Origin of the sequence: Thalassotalea psychrophila (assembly GCF_031583595.1) — a bacterium.
In the GTDB taxonomy this organism is placed as follows: Bacteria; Pseudomonadota; Gammaproteobacteria; order Enterobacterales; family Alteromonadaceae; genus Thalassotalea_A; species Thalassotalea_A psychrophila.
The window spans coordinates 437,183-454,087 of record NZ_CP134145.1; the positions used below are offsets into that span (position 1 = coordinate 437,183).

16 protein-coding genes are annotated in these 16,905 nt (G+C 37.9%); 8 read left to right on the forward strand and 8 right to left on the reverse strand.

Going from position 1 to position 16,905, the window contains the following annotated elements; translation table 11 throughout:
* Positions 1–33 precede the first annotated feature (33 nt).
* From folK to RGQ13_RS01990, 6 genes are all read right to left on the reverse strand, one after another.
* On the reverse strand, positions 34–531 hold the full coding sequence (gene folK, locus RGQ13_RS01965) for a 2-amino-4-hydroxy-6-hydroxymethyldihydropteridine diphosphokinase (protein WP_348391876.1): 498 nt from the start codon (positions 529–531) through the stop codon (positions 34–36).
* Positions 532–541: 10 nt separating this feature from the next.
* Complete coding sequence (gene pcnB / locus RGQ13_RS01970) at positions 542–1,996, reverse strand: polynucleotide adenylyltransferase PcnB (RefSeq protein WP_348391877.1); 1,455 nt, start codon at positions 1,994–1,996, stop codon at positions 542–544.
* Between the two features lie 221 nt (positions 1,997–2,217).
* Positions 2,218–3,114 carry a tRNA glutamyl-Q(34) synthetase GluQRS gene (gene gluQRS, locus RGQ13_RS01975; protein ID WP_348391878.1) on the reverse strand — a complete coding sequence of 299 codons (897 nt, stop codon included), beginning with the start codon at positions 3,112–3,114 and terminating at the stop codon, positions 2,218–2,220.
* A gap of 19 nt (positions 3,115–3,133) precedes the next feature.
* Positions 3,134–3,583: an RNA polymerase-binding protein DksA gene (gene dksA, locus RGQ13_RS01980; RefSeq protein ID WP_348391879.1), complete on the reverse strand. Its 450-nt coding sequence runs from the start codon at positions 3,581–3,583 to the stop codon at positions 3,134–3,136.
* Between the two features lie 177 nt (positions 3,584–3,760).
* Positions 3,761–4,468 carry a DNA/RNA nuclease SfsA gene (gene sfsA, locus RGQ13_RS01985; RefSeq protein ID WP_348391880.1) on the reverse strand — a complete coding sequence of 236 codons (708 nt, stop codon included), beginning with the start codon at positions 4,466–4,468 and terminating at the stop codon, positions 3,761–3,763.
* Positions 4,458–4,904 (reverse strand): MaoC/PaaZ C-terminal domain-containing protein, encoded by a 447-nt coding sequence (locus RGQ13_RS01990; protein ID WP_348391881.1) that lies wholly within the window; start codon positions 4,902–4,904, stop codon positions 4,458–4,460. The genes sfsA and RGQ13_RS01990 overlap by 11 nt, the downstream gene beginning before the upstream one ends.
* Before the next feature lie 122 nt (positions 4,905–5,026).
* Between RGQ13_RS01990 and pepB the strand changes: the two genes are divergently transcribed.
* Together pepB and RGQ13_RS02000 are read left to right on the forward strand one after the other, a co-directional pair.
* Positions 5,027–6,316, forward strand: coding sequence for an aminopeptidase PepB (pepB, locus tag RGQ13_RS01995; protein ID WP_348391882.1), 1,290 nt, complete (start codon positions 5,027–5,029; stop codon positions 6,314–6,316).
* A gap of 209 nt (positions 6,317–6,525) precedes the next feature.
* Positions 6,526–8,133 carry a mechanosensitive ion channel family protein gene (locus tag RGQ13_RS02000; protein WP_348391883.1) on the forward strand — a complete coding sequence of 536 codons (1,608 nt, stop codon included), beginning with the start codon at positions 6,526–6,528 and terminating at the stop codon, positions 8,131–8,133.
* An 83-nt stretch (positions 8,134–8,216) separates the two neighbouring features.
* Here the strand turns inward: RGQ13_RS02000 and RGQ13_RS02005 are convergent, their stop codons facing one another.
* A complete protein-coding gene (locus RGQ13_RS02005) occupies positions 8,217–9,116 on the reverse strand; it encodes a hypothetical protein (RefSeq protein WP_348391884.1) in 900 nt (299 codons plus the stop codon).
* A gap of 56 nt (positions 9,117–9,172) precedes the next feature.
* On the reverse strand, positions 9,173–9,691 hold the full coding sequence (thpR, locus tag RGQ13_RS02010) for an RNA 2',3'-cyclic phosphodiesterase (RefSeq protein ID WP_348391885.1): 519 nt from the start codon (positions 9,689–9,691) through the stop codon (positions 9,173–9,175).
* 272 nt (positions 9,692–9,963) lie between these two features.
* Between thpR and RGQ13_RS02015 the strand changes: the two genes are divergently transcribed.
* From RGQ13_RS02015 to RGQ13_RS02040, 6 genes are all read left to right on the forward strand, one after another.
* Positions 9,964–11,433, forward strand: a complete 1,470-nt coding sequence (locus RGQ13_RS02015; protein WP_348391886.1) for a NarK family nitrate/nitrite MFS transporter — start codon at positions 9,964–9,966, stop codon at positions 11,431–11,433.
* 19 nt (positions 11,434–11,452) lie between these two features.
* Positions 11,453–13,225 carry a bifunctional protein-serine/threonine kinase/phosphatase gene (locus RGQ13_RS02020; RefSeq protein WP_348391887.1) on the forward strand — a complete coding sequence of 591 codons (1,773 nt, stop codon included), beginning with the start codon at positions 11,453–11,455 and terminating at the stop codon, positions 13,223–13,225.
* Positions 13,226–13,533: 308 nt separating this feature from the next.
* Positions 13,534–13,833, forward strand: coding sequence for a UxaA family hydrolase (locus RGQ13_RS02025; protein ID WP_348391888.1), 300 nt, complete (start codon positions 13,534–13,536; stop codon positions 13,831–13,833).
* A 2-nt stretch (positions 13,834–13,835) separates the two neighbouring features.
* Complete coding sequence (locus RGQ13_RS02030; protein WP_348391889.1) at positions 13,836–15,029, forward strand: UxaA family hydrolase; 1,194 nt, start codon at positions 13,836–13,838, stop codon at positions 15,027–15,029.
* 13 nt (positions 15,030–15,042) lie between these two features.
* The gene (locus RGQ13_RS02035) at positions 15,043–16,065 is read left to right on the forward strand and encodes an aldo/keto reductase (RefSeq protein WP_348391890.1); all 1,023 of its coding nucleotides are present in this window, start codon (positions 15,043–15,045) and stop codon (positions 16,063–16,065) included.
* An 11-nt stretch (positions 16,066–16,076) separates the two neighbouring features.
* On the forward strand, positions 16,077–16,904 hold the full coding sequence (locus tag RGQ13_RS02040; protein WP_348391891.1) for an amidohydrolase family protein: 828 nt from the start codon (positions 16,077–16,079) through the stop codon (positions 16,902–16,904).
* Position 16,905: the final 1 nt, after the last annotated feature.

Below are 16,905 nucleotides of genomic sequence, written 5' to 3' on the forward strand. Positions count from 1 at the left end.
GCATACATAAATTTTTTGTAGATTGTCACAGAATTAATTTAAGTGCAACCGACGGACAACAAATAAGCCGTTATCATCTAGTTGTATCTTTAAATTAGTTACATTTGTTCCGTCAGGAAGAACTAAATTGCTGTTTAATTCAGCTAATGGGTAAATAACAAACTCTCGAACTTTCATTCCGTAATGAGGAATGGTTAGACGCTCATTATTTACTATTTTATCGCCGAATAATAAAATATCGAGATCCAGTACTCTAGCACCCCAACGTTCATCTTTGCGTACTCGCCCAAAACTTAATTCAATGTCTTGTAGCTGATCAAGTAACTCAATAGGTGAAAGTATAGTATCAATACAGGCTACTGCATTCATATAATCAGGCTGATCCTGCGGCCCCATTGGCTTACTAGAGTATAACGAAGAAACAGCAATACATTTAGTTTTTGTTATTTGACCTAACTGAGCAACTGCTTGTTCTATCTGAACATCAGGATTATCTAAATTGCTACCAAGGCCAATATAAACAATTGTCATTATTGTATGGCTATTCTTTGTTAGCAGGTTTACGGCGTTTACGTGTAGTACGTCGTTTACTGGTTTTATTACCTTTAACACTTTTCAGCATTTGTTCTTGCGTATCAGGCGTGGCTTCTTGAAAATGTGTCCACCAATCGGCAAGCTCTGCTAAGTAACCACCTTCAACTTCGCCGCGTAATAATAAGAAATCGTAACCAGCTCTAAAGCGCTGATGTTCTAGTGCTTTAAAAGCACGAGAGCCTTCTCTACGGTCTAGTTTTTGTTGTAAAAACCAGATATCTTTCATCGGTTGTTGAAAACGTTTTGGAATAGCTATACAGCGTTGTTGCTCGCTCATGATCTCACTCATTGCCGCAAAAAATGCATCTTGGTATGCCATTGCAGAGTTATCGAGGATATCTTTAACACTGCCTTCTAATTTATACCAAATGACTGCTGCTAATAAGAATGCAGGCGTAACACGCTTGCCTTCGTTAATACGCTTGTCAGTATTTATTAATACTCGTTCTACAAATTTCAGTGCAATCGAATCAGGTTCATTTTTAACTGTTTCGCTTATGTGCGGGAAAAAGTATTGCAATAAGTCGTATTTAGCCAACATATGGAAATTTTGTTGAGCTTTACCACCAAGGAATAATTTCAAATACTCTTCAAACATACGAGCTGCAGGAATATTTGCCATTAACGGGGCAAGGGCTTTAATAGGTTGTTCCGTTTCAGCTTCAATAGTCATATCAAGCTTGGTAGCAAACCGTATGGCACGTAACATACGAACTGGATCTTCTCGATAACGAGTTTCAGGATCACCAATTAAGCGAATCACTTTATCGTTAATGTCTTGTACGCCATCAGCGAAGTCATATACTTTAAAATCTTTAATCGAATAATATAAAGCGTTAATGGTAAAGTCACGACGTTCAGCGTCTTCATCTATACTGCCATAGATATTGTCACGCAATAACATGCCATGCTCTGATTGTTTTGAAACAATTTTATCTTTGTTTGCTTTAGTATGCTCTATTTTCGGAGCATTATCGTGATGTCCCCTAAACGTTGCAACTTCGATAATATCTCGGCCAAATACGATATGGGCAAGGCGAAACCTTCTACCAATTAAACGACAATTTCTAAACAATGCTTTGATTTGCTCGGGAGTTGCGTTGGTTGCAATGTCAAAATCTTTTGGATGTTCACCCAGTAAAATATCACGTACACCACCGCCAACAAGGTAAGCGTCAAAGCCACCTTTATTTAAGCGATAAAGTACTTTTAAAGCATTCTCACTGAAATCTTTGCGAGAGATATTATGTTCTCCACGAGAGAACACAATTGGAAATTCAATATTTGAGTTTTTTGCTTTATTTTTGTTTGCTTTTTTGTCTTTAGCGAACATCGATTTAATAAGCCTAGTAAATGCGTTAATAGCAGTTTCCTTAATAATTGTAGCTAATACCAAGTCCATTAATTATCTGCTCATTTTTAATGGTTAAAATGAATAACTACTGCGTTATAAAATCTTTAAGTAACATAACTACTTACAAAATTTTATGCCTTGTATTTATCCATTTTTCCTCAATAAAAAGTAGATCAGATAATTAATGGAATTGATATAGGCGTCGAATATGGGCGCAATAATATATTAAAGCGGTTAAAAAGAGAACGAAAACCGTATCTTATCTTGCTTTAAAGCATAATTTCTCGCTGCTTGGGAATATTTCTAAGCTGCCAATGCTGTATAGCCCAATTTATGATCGTTTCTACAGGTTCTAATTCTAAATCTTTAACTGGATTTTGCCCTAAAAACTGTAATGCTTTTATGAGCGCAGGCTGGGGATTTTTATTATTTATTGCAGGCGCCGCATTTTGTTTACTTAGTTTGTAACCCTGTTCAGTAACAGCTAAAGGCACATGCACATAATTTGGAGCGGTTAACCTTAAGGTTTTAAATAGAGAGAGTTGTCTGGCTGTAGGTTCTAGTAAATCACAACCTCGAACAACTTCAGTAATACCCTGCAAAGCATCATCTACAACTACCGCAAGTTGGTAAGCAAACAGTCCATCACGGCGATGAATAATAAAATCTTCAGCGGCGAGTGCTTTATCAACCGCAACGGTTCCTTGTATGCCATCAGAAAATTCAGCAAAAGGAAACTCATTGATTAAGCGAGTTGCGCAGCCTGCAGCATCAAGGTTTAAAGTTTTGCAGGTTCCCAAATAAATGCCACCAGTTTTTTTGATTTGACCGCGGGTACATTGGCAATAATAGCTCTTATTTTGTTCGTTTAAATAGGTGAGTACATCGTAATAAAGTGATGCTTGCTGGCTTTGATAAATAACTTGCTCATCCCAATGCAAGCCGTAAGCATCTAGCGTGGTTAAAATCGCTTCACTGGCGCCAGGCATTTCTCTAGGTTTATCGATATCTTCAATACGAACAAGCCATTTACCTTGTAAACTTTTCGCTTGTAAATAACTCGCTAACGCTGCTACTAAAGAGCCGAAATGAAGTAAGCCTGAAGGGGAGGGAGCAAAACGGCCACGATAGGAACTAGGTGGCCGTTGAGAAATGGGGTTTTGCATAGAATGCATTATTGAGGAATTAACCTGCCATTTGGCGTTCTTTAATTTCTGCTAATGTTTTACATTCAATACATAAATCTGCAGTTGGGCGTGCTTCTAAACGCTTGATACCAATTTCAATACCACAGGTATTACAGAAACCAAAGTCACTCTCTTCAATAAATTGTAGAGTTTTTTCAATTTTCTTAATTAGTTTACGTTCACGATCTCGAGTACGTAATTCTAAACTGAATTCTTCTTCTTGTGCTGCACGATCAACCGGATCAGGGAAGTTTGCCGCCTCATCTTTCATATGAGTCACAGTACGATCTACTTCTTCACGAAGCTGAATGCGCCAAGCTTCAAGAATCTTCTTAAAGTGATCTTCTTGAGCTGGGTTCATGTACTCTTCACCAGCTTTTTCTACGTATGGCTTAACACCGGCTAAGGCCAGAATACCTATTGCTTGACTTGCTTTTTTCGTTGGCATGCCGAATCTCCTAAATACTACTTAATTCGAAAAGCTAAAATTTGATTGAATATCTATAACAGAATGTTTAAATGCTGGCAACGTTTGTATTACATTTACCAATTTTTTCTTCATTAAAAAATAAATATACATCCTACTAGACAGGCTATATAGGGGTTAAAATTTCAATATCAAGGTTTAATTGGAAATAAAATTCAACTTATGATCTATTTCAATACTGTTTTCATTGATTTTACAGCCATAACAGATAACTTCAACACCAACATCAATAGCTTCATTTAACAAGCTAGCATACTTTTTATCAATAAAATCAGCGACTTTAACTTCATTGATACCAGTATGCTGTACACAAAAAAATAACACAGCACGTTTTCCCTCAGAAATTAATGACATTAACTCTCTGATATGTTTTTGGCCGCGAGTAGTGACCGAATCTGGAAAATAGCCACAATCATCTATAAGCAAAGTTGTTGATTTTATCTCTACATAACAATCTGGCTTATTGTCATCACTTAAATATACATCTATGCGAGAGTTTTCTTTGCCATACTTTACTTCGGTTTTACAAAACTGGTAACCGGCAAGCTCAGTTATGACATCATTCTGTATGGCTTCCACCACTAAATGATTTGCCCGGCCAGTGTTAATACCGATTAAATGCCCATGGTTATTCTGCGCTAGTTCAAAAGTTCCTGGGTATTTTCGTTTTGGATTATCAGATAACGAAAACCACACTTTAAAACCTGACTCTGCACAGCCAGTCATAGCACCCGTATTAGGGCAATGAATGGTAGTAATGTCACCGTTAGGTAATTCGATATCAGCTAAAAAGCGTTTATACCGCTTAATTAAAGTCGCGGGATATAAGACTGGTTCAAATTTCATCGGATACATGCACTAAAGCTGAGCTGAGAAATGTCATTTTTAACTCACCATCTTGATTGGTGACAAACATTTTTTTAGTTATCACACCTTTATTGGGCTGACTTTTAGATAAACGTTTATCAATTAACTCAATCTTCAAACTTAGTGTTTCACCTGCAAATACGGGCTTGAGCATTTTTAATTCATCTATGCCTAACCCCGCAACAGCTTCAACCTTAAAGTATAGGTTGTCATGAGCGAGTTTTGTTGCAATTGCAATAGTATGTACTGAGCTGGCAAACAACTTACCTATCTGGTGTTGCTTTGCTGCTTGTATACAAATATGAAAAGGCTGTGGATCCCATTGTCGCGCAAACTCAATTAGTTCTTGCTCGCTTAAGTAATAACTTGAGCTAGATATTAAAGTTTCGCCAATTTGTAACTGATGGTAGTGCAATTTAATTCCTGAGCTATGCTATATAGAAAATTTGGCTTATCATACCTTGGAATTAATGATGACAGATAGGCAATATTTCATCATATAAAAGAATGACAGAATAAAATTTAACAGGATTAGTAATGACACAATCAGCAATTATCAAACTTACCGATAAAAAACCGAGTAACTGGCAAGCATCGTCGAATCTTAGTTTTCATGGTGATGAAATTCATATTTATGTTGAAGAATCAAAGCTTAACTTACGAAAAATTCAACAGGCTGGCCGAAAAATTGAAGGGCTAGGCGTAATCAACGCAAGCTTACAAGGCGACAGCTGGTGCGAGCATAGTCAATGGGCCTTTGCGCAGGGCTTCAGTAAAGTTGGTAAATTGGAAGCGATAGAATTTACCGGAGATGAAGCAACGGTTAAGCGCTTAAATGATAAGCAAAGTGCATATGCATGGGCTCGAGATTTAATAAACCAAACACCATCACAATTAGTACCTGAAACCTTAGCGCAAAGTGCACTAATGTATCTTAAAGATTTGGCACCTGATCATGTTAGTGGTGAAATTATCAGTGGTGATAACTTAGAGCGTGAAGGTTGGACCGGAATTTATAATGTTGGTAAAGGCAGTATCAATGATCCTGGTATGTTGATTGTTGACTACAACCCATCTGGAAACCCAGAAGAGCCTATATTTACCACCTTGGTAGGCAAAGGTATTACATTTGACTCAGGCGGTTATTCAATAAAGCCAAGTGCCGGTATGTTTTCAATGAAATGTGATATGGGCGGCGCTGCAACAGTAACAGCTGCGCTTGGTTTAGCGATTAAAAGCGGATTATCTAAACGGGTAATGTTAATTCTTTGCTGCGCTGAGAATATGATCAGCAGTTATGCTTATAAACTTGGCGATATTTTAAAATATAAAAATGGTGTGAGCGTAGAAATAGCCAATACAGATGCTGAAGGTCGTTTAGTACTCGCTGATGGCTTAATTGCTGCAAGTGAATTCGGTGGTGAAATGATTATCGACGCTGCGACATTAACCGGTGCAGCCATGGGAGCAACTGGTGGCGAATATAACGCTTTATTCGCACTAGACAACGATATAATTGCTAAAGCACAACAAGTTGCTGTCAGTGAGAATGATCCTGCTTGGCATTTACCATTAGAAACATTCCACAACGCTAAATGCCCATCTGCATTTGCCGATACTGCCAACAGTACAACTCAAAAAGGTGGCGGCATGGGCGGCGCAAGTAATGCTGCAGGTTTCTTATCTCGCTTTGTTGCCAATGAAGGTAAAGGTTGGTTACACATGGATTTATCTGCTTGTTATAACGAACATGGTAGTGGTATGTGGGCCGCAGGCGCCACAGGCTCGGGCATTGCAACAATTACCGGATTGCTTTTAGAACAATAACTTAAGCAAGTTAATCTTAACTTGTTCATTTAAAAGGCGAAACTTAGGTTTCGCCTTTTTTAATTCAAGGATGAATTAACTTAGAATTACTAAGGATGGTTTAAATTCTGTTAATTCAAGGATGAATTCTATAGTTAGATTGCAGTTTTGCATTTATACAGTTATGCAACTTTAATTAAGAAAGTGTTTAATCTTAATTGGGTTCGTTTATGCAAAAATCAGTATCAACTCTACTCTTGAAAGGGATAGTTTGTTTATGCTTTTTAATTAACGTACCTGTTGGTGCTCAGGAGCCTACCCTAAAGCAAGTAAAAGAAAGACAAGAGTTGGCTAAGCAAGCCTTAGAAAATGCCCAGTTATCACCACAGAATATAGCCAAAATAGGTAGCACGCCTTTATCTTCATTATTAGCACTTGCTGAAGCAATTAATGCTAATGATTATGTAGAAGCTTCTAAATATGTTGATTTTCGCCATGTATCAGCTGGCGTAACAGCAGAACAAAAAGAGCAACTGATAAAGCAGTTAAATATAGTTTGGTCACAACATCATTCGTTAGATATTACTACTTTAAGTGACGATCCCCTTGGCCATACAGATGATGGCTTGCCTAGCTATCGAGATTTACTTGGTGTAATTAAATCTCAAATAAAAGATATCCCAATATATTTACAGCGGGTAAAACTTGAGAATGGCAAACAAATTTGGAAAGTATCGAGTAACACCGTCGCTAAAATTCCACTCATGTGGCAAGAATTTGGCTATCACCCTTTAGCTGAGTCTGTAGGAGAGTACTTACCTGATTTTACTGTTTTTGAGATGCATAATTGGCAATTTGTGAGTTTTGTCATCATTTTTATTTCATCTTGGTATATCACGGGGCTAATTCGTTTTTTGTTGATAAAACTAGTCGCTTACTCTGAAGTTTATCGAAGAACCATGCGCCGCTTAATTCGTGTGCCTTTGCGATTATTCCTTTTCTTTATTTTGCTGCAGTGGGCGACGGGACATTTAGGATTATCGTTAAGTGCTCGAGTATGGCTAGATACCGGCACATTAAATTATATGGCGACAATTTTTCTTTCGATGGGGATTATTGAATTTTGTTTTGCCTTATATGTAAGCCGCCAGAGTCAAGAGAATAACAGTATTGCCATTTTAAAACCTATGGTTACCACGTTAAAAATTATCACTGTGATAGTGATTGGGTTAAATTGGTTTAAAGATGCTGGCTTTAATATTACCGCAATAATTACCGGCTTAGGTATCGGTAGTTTGGCAATCGCTTTAGCCGCGCAAAAGTCGCTGGAAAATGTATTTGGTGCATTTACCTTATTTATTGCCAGGCCAATAAAACCTGGAGATATGTGTAAATTTGGTAATACCCAAGGCCGGGTTGAAGAGATAGGATTAAGATCAACAAAAATCAGAAAACTCGATAGAAAGGTTGTACATGTTCCAAACTCCACCATAGCATCAATGGAACTTGAAAATATTTCAGAAATAGATAATCGTCGTTATTTAAAGCGTTTTCGCATCCGTTTAAATACACCCACGGATAAACTAAAAGCACTGGTAGAAGCGATACGAAAACTTGTTGACGAACATCCTAATACTATCGATCTTGAAAGGTACGTAAGGTTTGAAGACATTGAGGATGATGCATTTATCGTTGTCGTCAATGCCTATTCAACAGTGCCAGGAAGAGTACAATATAAGGAAATAGAGGAAAAACTTAACTTTCAAATTATGCAGGTAATTGATCAGCATGAAGTCGAACTTGCCATCCCTGAACAGCGTTTATCTATAAAGCCGTAAGAATTCAAAACTTAGGGCTATAATGCCTTGAAGCCTTGAAGCCTTGAAGCCTTGATGCCTTACAGCCTTGAAGCTTTGCAACCTTATAGCATTAAACCAATTACAAATAATATCCAAAAGGCAAAGCCCGTAAATATAATTTTGCTTATTTGAGTTTGTACAACGTCTTCTTCAGGCATATGTTTAACTGTCATAATTGAGCCAATAAATGACGGTAGGGTGAAGATAAATAACCCTGAAAACATCGGTAATTGGCCTAAGTAAATAATGCCTAAAACTGATATAAAAACTATTGCCACTATTATCAATTGAACATTCAATAATAACTTAAATGCTGGCGTTAAATTTTCACTGGTAATGGTAGGGTCCACTTTTATTTGCTGTTTGCTATTGCTGATAAACAACATGGTTAACGTTAATAAACCAGAGCAGAAAGCTAACCCGGCTATATTATAGTTGAGCTGCGAGGTATGTAAGTAATAACTAATTAATGTTGGCAAAAAACCAAGTAACAATACATGAGCCAACATAGCAGTGATCGATATTGCTTTTATATCACCTGGTTGCCTTGTTTTTATACGCAGTATCATCAACATTAAAATTGCCGACAATGTGGTTAAACCATAAGCTATAAAACTGCCATCTGTAGTCATTTTACAAAGAACTATTAACCCTATGGCAAACACTAAGAAACAACCAAGAATTAACTTTAACATTTGATGGCGTACATGCATTTGTTTTTGGCTTGACGGGCTTTGCTGTTTCAATGCTTGCGCATTAGTTATGAATGCTCGTTGGTAATCATCCGCCAAGTTCACAGTAACTTGTGCTAATACAGCAAGAGTTAATAATGAGATAAATAAAGAGCCATCAACCACACCGCTATGCGCTGATAAGCCAGCGCCTAATATAATTGCTGCACAAGGTAGGAAAAATGTAATTGGCCGAATGGCAGATAAAAATAAATTAATGGCTACAGGCATATAGTGTTAAGGGTATCTAGAAAATCAGAGCACTATATTACACAAAAATGAACCACTCAACTACCGTTTAATGGCCAAGTCTGTACAACCTTATATTGAACACCTCTGTCTGTTGAAATTGATTCATATAAGCAAAAGTTATTGAACTCAATTTCAAAATTAGGCTTCGCTAAGATATTTGGCAATGCTTTGGCTTTTCTGCATAAAGTTAAATGTGGAATATAAGGTCTTTGTTGTAGCTTAATGCCGTTGTTGATAACAATATTTGTCAGATTGTTCACTAGAATTGAAAGGGTAACAGCCACATCGTCACTCGCTAAAAACAATACTTTCGGTTTCGGCCAAAACCCAACGCTGTTTAATAAAATTGAAAACCTATTAGCGCTTATATTATTAGTTTCTGTAATGCATCGCTGAATTGTTTCTTGCTCAACCATGCCTAGAAATACCAGAGTGATATGAAAGTTTTCCGCTATTACCGACTTAGTATCATTCGGTAAATGCAACTCACGCCAATTTGTTATTTCTTGTTTAAATGCACTTGCTAAATTCAAGCCAAAAAAATATCTACCCACAGTTTCTCTCTAAAAAATATTGTCTTACTCATTTTGGCGTAAATTAACGGCAAAGCAAGCCTGCATTAGCTTAATTTAGCTGTGATTTTAGTAATGTTTAGGTCGCACTTAAAACGTGCAGAAGTTCATATAGGGTGCAATTAGAGGTTTGATATGATTTTTCATTTATCACTACTTTATTGTTTTTAATAGCTATTTTGTTGTTTTAGTAGTTGGCACTGGCTTTGCAATATTACTGTTAATTGCAGTATTAAAAACATATGGAGTTAACAATGAGTGAGCAGGCAGGTATCAAACTGTGGTCATTTACAGGGAAAATGAAAACCCTACATTTGAGCTGGATGGCTTTTTTTATCACCTTCGTCGTGTGGTTTAACCATGCCCCGTTATTGGCTGTTATTGGCAATAGTTTAGGATTAACTGCAAGTGAAATAAAAACCTTATTGATTTTGAATGTCGCATTAACCATTCCTGCGCGAGTTATCATTGGCATGCTTACCGATCGTTACGGACCAAAATTAACATACACTTGGGTGCTGGCGTTATGTAGTATCCCTTGTTTTATGTTTGCTGCAGCCAGTAATTTTGAACAAGCCGCCATAGCTCGCTTTTTACTTGGCTTTATAGGTGCTGGTTTTGTGATCGGTATCCGCATGGTTAGTGAATGGTTTCCTGTTAATGAACTTGGCACTGCAGAGGGTATTTATGGTGGTTGGGGTAACTTTGGCTCAGCTGCTGCTGCCATGTCACTACCTGCAATCGCTTTGTTATTTGGTGGCGATGATGGCTGGCGCTATGCCGTTGGCTTGTCTGGCTTACTAAGTTTGGTATTCAGCGTTATTTGGTATTTTAATGTGTCAGATACACCAAAAGGTTCAACATATTTTAAACCTAAGCAAACCGGTGCAATGGAAATTACCAGTAAAGGCGATTTTTGGTTATTACTGCTAATGAAGTTACCTATGTATGGGGCTTTATCATTACTTATTTGGAAGCTTTCGCCAAGTGGCGTAAGTTTATTGGCAGAGCAAAGTGCAATTATTGCTTATATTGGTTTAGTGCTGTTATTTATTTTTGAAGTAAAACAAACCTATAAAGTAAATGGTCACGTATTTAAACAGCCAGTTCCAGAAATTCATCAGTATAAATTTAAACAAGTAGCTGTACTTAATATCTTATATTTTGCCACCTTTGGTTCAGAATTAGCTGTTATCTCGATGTTGCCATTATTTTTTGCTGAAGTGTTTTCATTAGATATGGTGTATGCCGGTTTGTTGGCATCACTCTATGCCTTTATGAATTTAATGTCTCGTCCAGGTGGTGGCTGGATCAGTGATAAGTTTGGCCGTAAAAAAACGCTACTTATATTAACGGCTGGTTTGGCTGCAGGTTACTTAACCATGTCGACTATTGATAGTAGCTGGCCTTTAGCCTTGGCGGTATTAGCTGCAATGGCATGTTCGTTTTTCGTACAAGCTGGCGAAGGTGCGGTATTTGCTGCAGTGCCATTAATTAAACGTCGCTTAACAGGTCAAATTGCCGGTATGACGGGTGCATATGGTAACGTTGGTGCTGTTGTATATTTAACGGTATTATCAATGGTCAGTTATCAGCAATTCTTTTTAGTTATTGCGGCAACCGCTGTAGTTGGCTTTATTACTTTGTTGTTTATGGAAGAGCCAAAAGGCTCGATGACAGAAGTACGCGAAGACGGTACGATTGAACTTATTAATGTTACTTAAGTATTAGTAGAGCTATATAATGTCGGCAAATGAAGTAAGAGATATAGAGAAGAACCAAAGTGCAAATAGCCAATTGCAACTGCACTTTGGTGGTTTTTCTTGTGCCGGAAAAAAAGCTGAAAACCAGGATGCATTCGCAGCATTTATCCCCAAAGCTAGTGAACTGTCATCCAAAGGAGCTGTTGCTGCTATTGCCGATGGTGTATCAAGTGCCACCAAAGCGGCAGAAGCTGCACAGCTTGCTGTTACTCAATTTATTGAACAATATTATTCAACCCCACAAACTTGGTCTACTCAAAAATCGGCAGCGAAAGTATTAACCAGTTTGAATCAATGGCTGTATTCTCAAACCGACTCGATAAGTGGCCAGGCACAGCAATGGTTAACTACTTTTTCAGCATTAATAGTTAAGTCATCAACCGGATATCTATTTCATCTGGGTGATACACGGGTGAGTGTTTATAAAAACCAGCAATTAGAAACAATAACCTGTGATCATAATCGTAAACAAGGTGCGAACAATGCTGTACTTACCCGTGCTCTTGGAGCCGATTCAAGGCTACAAGTTGATGTTCATCAAGTGGATATTCAAAACGGTGATATTTATGCCTTAACCTGTGATGGTGTACACGATTATGTATCGGCTAAATATTTAAAACAGCAACTAGCTAGTCTACCTGAACACCCCAGTAATCTGGAACTTGAGCAGCTTAGTAAGCAAATTGTCGAACAAGCAATTGATCAGGGCAGTGATGATAATGTTAGTTGTCTTTTGGTATATATTCACGCTACTCCTAATCGACAAACTGAAGAAATTGAACGTAATTTATTGAGTCGGAGAATTCCTCCTGCCCTTAAAGTAGGTACCAAACTTGATGGCTACAAAATCGCTAAAGTTATTCATGCCAGTATTCGCTCGCACTTATATTTAGCTGAGCATGACGATGAATCTACGCCGGTAGTATTAAAAGTCCCATCGCAAAACTTTGCCGACGACACTGTTTATTTACAAGGATTTATGCGGGAAGCTTGGGTAGGAGAACGCATTAACCATAGTAATGTTATGCGAGTTAAAAGCGATCAAAAAGATAGCCGCTTCCTATATCATGTGTGCGAATATATTGAAGGCCAAACCTTAAGTGAATGGATGCATGACAATCCCAAGCCAAGCATTAATGAGGTAAGAGAGATTGTTAACCAAGTAATTGCAGCATTAAGAATGTTCAAACGCTTAGAGTTGGTGCATCGAGATCTTAAGCCCGACAACATCATGATCGACAAGTTTGGTCATGTAAAATTGATCGATTATGGCACTGCTCTTATCGCCTCTCTTGATGAGAATAACGACACATTAACTGAAACTGTACCGCAAGGGTCTTTAAATTATATTGCGCCAGAAACATTGTTAGAGTTAAGTGCTACCAATGTAAGTGATTTATTTTCATTAGGAGTTATTTGTTATGAAATGCTTTGCGGAGAGTTACCCTACAAGCCCATGCAAAATACTACAATTACCCAAACAAATTACCAACAGTGGCAATATCGCAGTATAAAGCAATTCAGACCTGAACTGCCGCTTTGGATTGACCTAAGCCTGCAGCAATGTACACAGGCTGATCCCAAGGCAAGGTATCAGGCCTTCTCTGAATTAGCCGCAGACTTAACAAAACCCAATTTAGTCGCAGTAGAAGAATATAAAAAACAGCCTATTCTACAGCGCAATCCAGTTAAGTTTTGGCAAGGGGTATCTTTATTTTTATTTGTTGCACTTATCTTGTCAATGACCAACTAACACAAGCAATTCCAACCTTTGAAATCTTGCTCAAAGCAAGTCCTTTTATTATTTTTATACTTTAAAAATGTTCTTTTTTCATTGTCTATATATTTATAGTTGAGTTCATTATTTTGCCCTTATCGGGTGACTTTGCATCATAAAGAATTATTGGTGTATATTTTATATATAAAAATACATAAAATGTATTGACCTTGATAGATGTTAATGTTTAAATAAATTTATGTTTTAAAAGCCCTCATTTTTTGCCTTTTATTGTTATGGCGATAAATAATTGGGTAAATGATTCTTATAGGTTTATTTAATAAATGATTGATCAGCGTTTTGTTTTATTAAGCAAGGAAGATAATGTTTTTGTCTGTTGTGAACAGGTAAAAACTGGTGTTGAAGTATGCTTAGAGGAAAGAGTGCTGACCATTCAGACCGACATTAATGTGGGTCATAAAATTGCCAGATTTGACTTAATTCAAGGTGATAAAGTGATCAAGTATGGTGCTCCAATTGGTTCAACAACTGAAAATATAGCGTTTGGTGAGCATATACATATGCATAATATGAAAAGCGACTATATCGCCAGTCATACTCGTCAAAATCGAGCTGGAGAATAATAATGCAAGGATATTTAAGAGCAGATGGTCGCAAAGGTATTCGTAATATAGTTTTAGTTACCTATTTAGTTGAATGCGCTCATCATGTCGCACGAGAAATTGTAAATCAAAGTGAATCAGAAGATGTGCAATTAATCGGCTTTCCAGGGTGTTACCCTAATGAGTATTCCTTAAATATTATGGAAAACCTTTGTTCTCATCCGAATGTTGCTGGCGTATTGGTTGTTTCATTAGGTTGTGAAGGGTTTAATCGAGAGCAGTTGTCACAAACAATAGCAGCCAGTGATAGACCTGTTGAAACCTTGGTCATTCAAAAATCTGGCGGTACCAAAAGTACAATAGCAGCTGGACTAGATAGAGTTAAAGACCTTGTAAGTGCAGCACAAAAATGTGAAATGGTTGCCATGGATATAAGCGAATTAATCGTTGGTACCATTTGTGGTGGCTCCGATGGCACGAGTGGTATCGGTGCAAACCCTGCCGTTGGACATTGTTTTGACCGATTAATTGAGCAAGGCTCTGCATGTATTTTTGAAGAAACAGGCGAGTTGATTGGTTGTGAACAAATCATGGCTGACCGTGCAATAACGCCAGAGCTTGGTGAAGAAATTATGAAGTCGGTTGAGAAAGCTGAAAACTACTACACCTTAATGGGCTACGGCAGTTTTGCGCCAGGTAATGCTGAAGGGGGCTTAACAACTCAAGAAGAGAAATCCATGGGCGCCTACGCTAAATCGGGTAGTTCTAAAATTCATGGATTAATTAAACCTGGCGATATCCCTAAACAGGGGGGGCTGTATTTAATGGATGTTGTACCAGATGACGCTCCGTTATTTGGTTTTCCTAATATCTCAGACAATGCAGAAATTATGGAAATGATAGCATCTGGCTCTCACCTTATTTTATTTACTACCGGCCGAGGCTCTGTTGTTGGCTCTGCTATATCACCTGTAATAAAAGTGTGTGCAAACCCTGAAACGTATGAAAATTTATCTGAAGACATGGATATTAATGCAGGTAAAGTTATTACTGGTAACGCTACTATTGCTCAAGTGGGCGATGAAATATTTGATTTAGTTGCCCAGGTTGCTGCTGGCAAGCAAACTAAGTCAGAAGAGTTAGGTCACCAAGAGTGTATTATCACCTATAAAAGGTTTGAAGCGATTGGACCTTCATGTTTGCCTACTGTCAGATAATTGAGAAATAAAAATGTTTAAAAAGAGACAAATAGGAAACACTAACTTAATGGTAACTGAGTTAGGGTTTGGTGCAGCAACATTTGGCAATTTATACCGTCCTATGGCTGATGAAGCAGCACAGCTGAGTATTAAAAAAGCCATTGACCTTGGGCTGAATCAATTTGATACCGCGCCTTTTTATGGCTTTGGTTTAAGCGAACGTCGAGTTGGCAATGCCTTAAGAGAATATGATAGCAATGATTTTGTTCTTTCCACCAAAGTTGGTCGAATATTAGAGCCTTGCGCCAAAGCCGAAGACAAATATGGCTTTTGTTCACCAATGCCTTTTGAGCCAAAATATGACTACTCATACGACGGCATTATGCGTTCATTTGAACACAGCATTCAACGACTCGGATTGTCAAAAATTGATATTTTGTACATGCATGATATTGGCCGAGTAACACATGGTGATGACCATGAACGATTATTTAAAATAGCAATGGAAGGTGGCTATAAAGCCATGGATGAGCTTCGCTCGCAAGGCTTGGTCTCTGCTATCGGTTTGGGCGTTAATGAATATGAAGTATGTGAACAGGCAATGGATCACGGTTACTTTGACTGTTTCTTACTTGCCGGTCGTTACACCTTATTAGAGCAAAAATCGATTGAAAGCTTTCTCCCACGCTGTTTGAAAGAAAATAGCTCTATTGTGCTTGGTGGACCATACAATTCAGGTATTCTTGCCACTGGCGTTAAGCATGAAGGTGTTATCCCTCATTATAATTATGAACCGGCGAGTAAAGATATTATTAATACAGTCGCCAAAATTGAAAGTATTTGCCAAGAGTATAATGTACCTCTCGCTGCCGCCGCACTACAGTTTCCTTTAGCTCACCCAAGTGTGGTCAGTGTAATTCCTGGGTTAAGCTCAGCAAACCGAGTTGAAACTACGGTTGCGCAAATGCAATATGATATCCCTAGCGATTTTTGGTCAGCGCTACAAAGTTCAGGTTTATTGTCCACTGATGTGCCAGTGCCTTCGGCTAAATAGAGTAAAAATTTATGCGTATAGATTCTCATCAACATTTTTGGCAAGTATCTCGAGGTGATTATGAGTGGCTAACACCAGAATTAGATAGCTTATACAGAGACTTTCAGCCAATCGATATTAAACCATTATTAAGTGATGCAAAGGTTAGTAAAACCATATTAGTTCAAGCGGCCGAAACAGCTGCAGAAACCGAATATTTGTTAGAACTCGCAGCTGAAAATGATTTTATCGCGGGTGTTGTCGGTTGGGTAAATATGGAAAGTGAGCAAGGCTTACTCGATTTACAACGCTTTAGTCAAAATCCTTTTTTTAAGGGAATAAGACCAATGTTGCAAGATATTGACGATGTTAACTGGATACTCAAGCCTGAGCTTGCACCTGTTTTTGACATGTTAATTGCTAAAGAATTAACTTTTGATGCCTTGGTTTTGCCTAAGCATTTAGATGTTTTGTCTATCTTACTTAAGCGATACCCAAACCTTAAAGTAGTGATAGATCACGGCGCCAAACCTTCTATAGAGAGCGGCTTAACGGCACAGTGGTATGAAAGAATAGCTAGCATTGCGAGTAACCCATCAGTTTACTGTAAATTATCAGGTTTAGTGACTGAAGCCGGACTTAATCCTGAACTTGATAAAGTCAGCCCTTATATGCAGCATCTTTTATTATGCTTTGGCGCTGAACGATTAATGTGGGGAAGTGATTGGCCCGTTGTTTACCTTAGTTCAAATTATTCAAGTTGGACAAAACAAGTAGAGACATTCGTTAAGTCATTAAGCACAGAACAACAAGAAAATATTTGGGCTGCTACGGCGCAAAAATTCTATGCAATTAAATAGT

Coding starts and splice junctions, on each gene's coding strand:
- RGQ13_RS02000 (WP_348391883.1), top strand. CDS start 6,526: ATGCAAAAATCAGTATCAACTCTACTCTTGAAAGGGATAGTTTGTTTA.
- folK (WP_348391876.1), bottom strand. CDS start 531: ATGACAATTGTTTATATTGGCCTTGGTAGCAATTTAGATAATCCTGAT.
- RGQ13_RS02005 (WP_348391884.1), bottom strand. CDS start 9,116: ATGCCTGTAGCCATTAATTTATTTTTATCTGCCATTCGGCCAATTACA.
- RGQ13_RS02040 (WP_348391891.1), top strand. CDS start 16,077: ATGCGTATAGATTCTCATCAACATTTTTGGCAAGTATCTCGAGGTGAT.
- RGQ13_RS02035 (WP_348391890.1), top strand. CDS start 15,043: ATGTTTAAAAAGAGACAAATAGGAAACACTAACTTAATGGTAACTGAG.
- dksA (WP_348391879.1), bottom strand. CDS start 3,583: ATGCCAACGAAAAAAGCAAGTCAAGCAATAGGTATTCTGGCCTTAGCC.
- pcnB (WP_348391877.1), bottom strand. CDS start 1,996: ATGGACTTGGTATTAGCTACAATTATTAAGGAAACTGCTATTAACGCA.
- sfsA (WP_348391880.1), bottom strand. CDS start 4,468: ATGAAATTTGAACCAGTCTTATATCCCGCGACTTTAATTAAGCGGTAT.
- RGQ13_RS02020 (WP_348391887.1), top strand. CDS start 11,453: ATGTCGGCAAATGAAGTAAGAGATATAGAGAAGAACCAAAGTGCAAAT.
- RGQ13_RS02015 (WP_348391886.1), top strand. CDS start 9,964: ATGAGTGAGCAGGCAGGTATCAAACTGTGGTCATTTACAGGGAAAATG.
- pepB (WP_348391882.1), top strand. CDS start 5,027: ATGACACAATCAGCAATTATCAAACTTACCGATAAAAAACCGAGTAAC.
- RGQ13_RS02025 (WP_348391888.1), top strand. CDS start 13,534: ATGATTGATCAGCGTTTTGTTTTATTAAGCAAGGAAGATAATGTTTTT.
- gluQRS (WP_348391878.1), bottom strand. CDS start 3,114: ATGCAAAACCCCATTTCTCAACGGCCACCTAGTTCCTATCGTGGCCGT.
- RGQ13_RS02030 (WP_348391889.1), top strand. CDS start 13,836: ATGCAAGGATATTTAAGAGCAGATGGTCGCAAAGGTATTCGTAATATA.